The 233-nt window shown below is 67.4% G+C and carries 1 protein-coding gene; it reads left to right on the forward strand.

Annotation, left to right across the window (positions count from 1 at the left end; translation table 11 throughout):
• A partial coding sequence (locus MO867_RS23140) for an NAD(P)H-dependent flavin oxidoreductase (RefSeq protein WP_252473504.1) occupies positions 1-233 on the forward strand: 233 nt, incomplete at both ends.

Below are 233 nucleotides of genomic sequence, written 5' to 3' on the forward strand. Positions count from 1 at the left end.
GTCACCGGGGGCATTTCCTGTCGATGGATCTGAGCCGCCAGAGCGGCACCTTCGCGTTACTGCCACAGATGGTGCAAGCGGTGTCGATTCCGGTGGTGGCGGCCGGCGGCATCGCCGATGCGCAGGGGATCCGCGCGGCCATGGCCCTCGGCGCCCAGGGGGTACAGCTGGGTACGGCCTATCTTTTGTGTCCGGAAAGCCTGATCAGCGACCTGCACCGCGCTGCGCTGCTG

The organism is Microbulbifer okhotskensis, from assembly GCF_023895975.1.
Lineage (GTDB): Bacteria > Pseudomonadota > Gammaproteobacteria > Pseudomonadales > Cellvibrionaceae > Microbulbifer > Microbulbifer okhotskensis.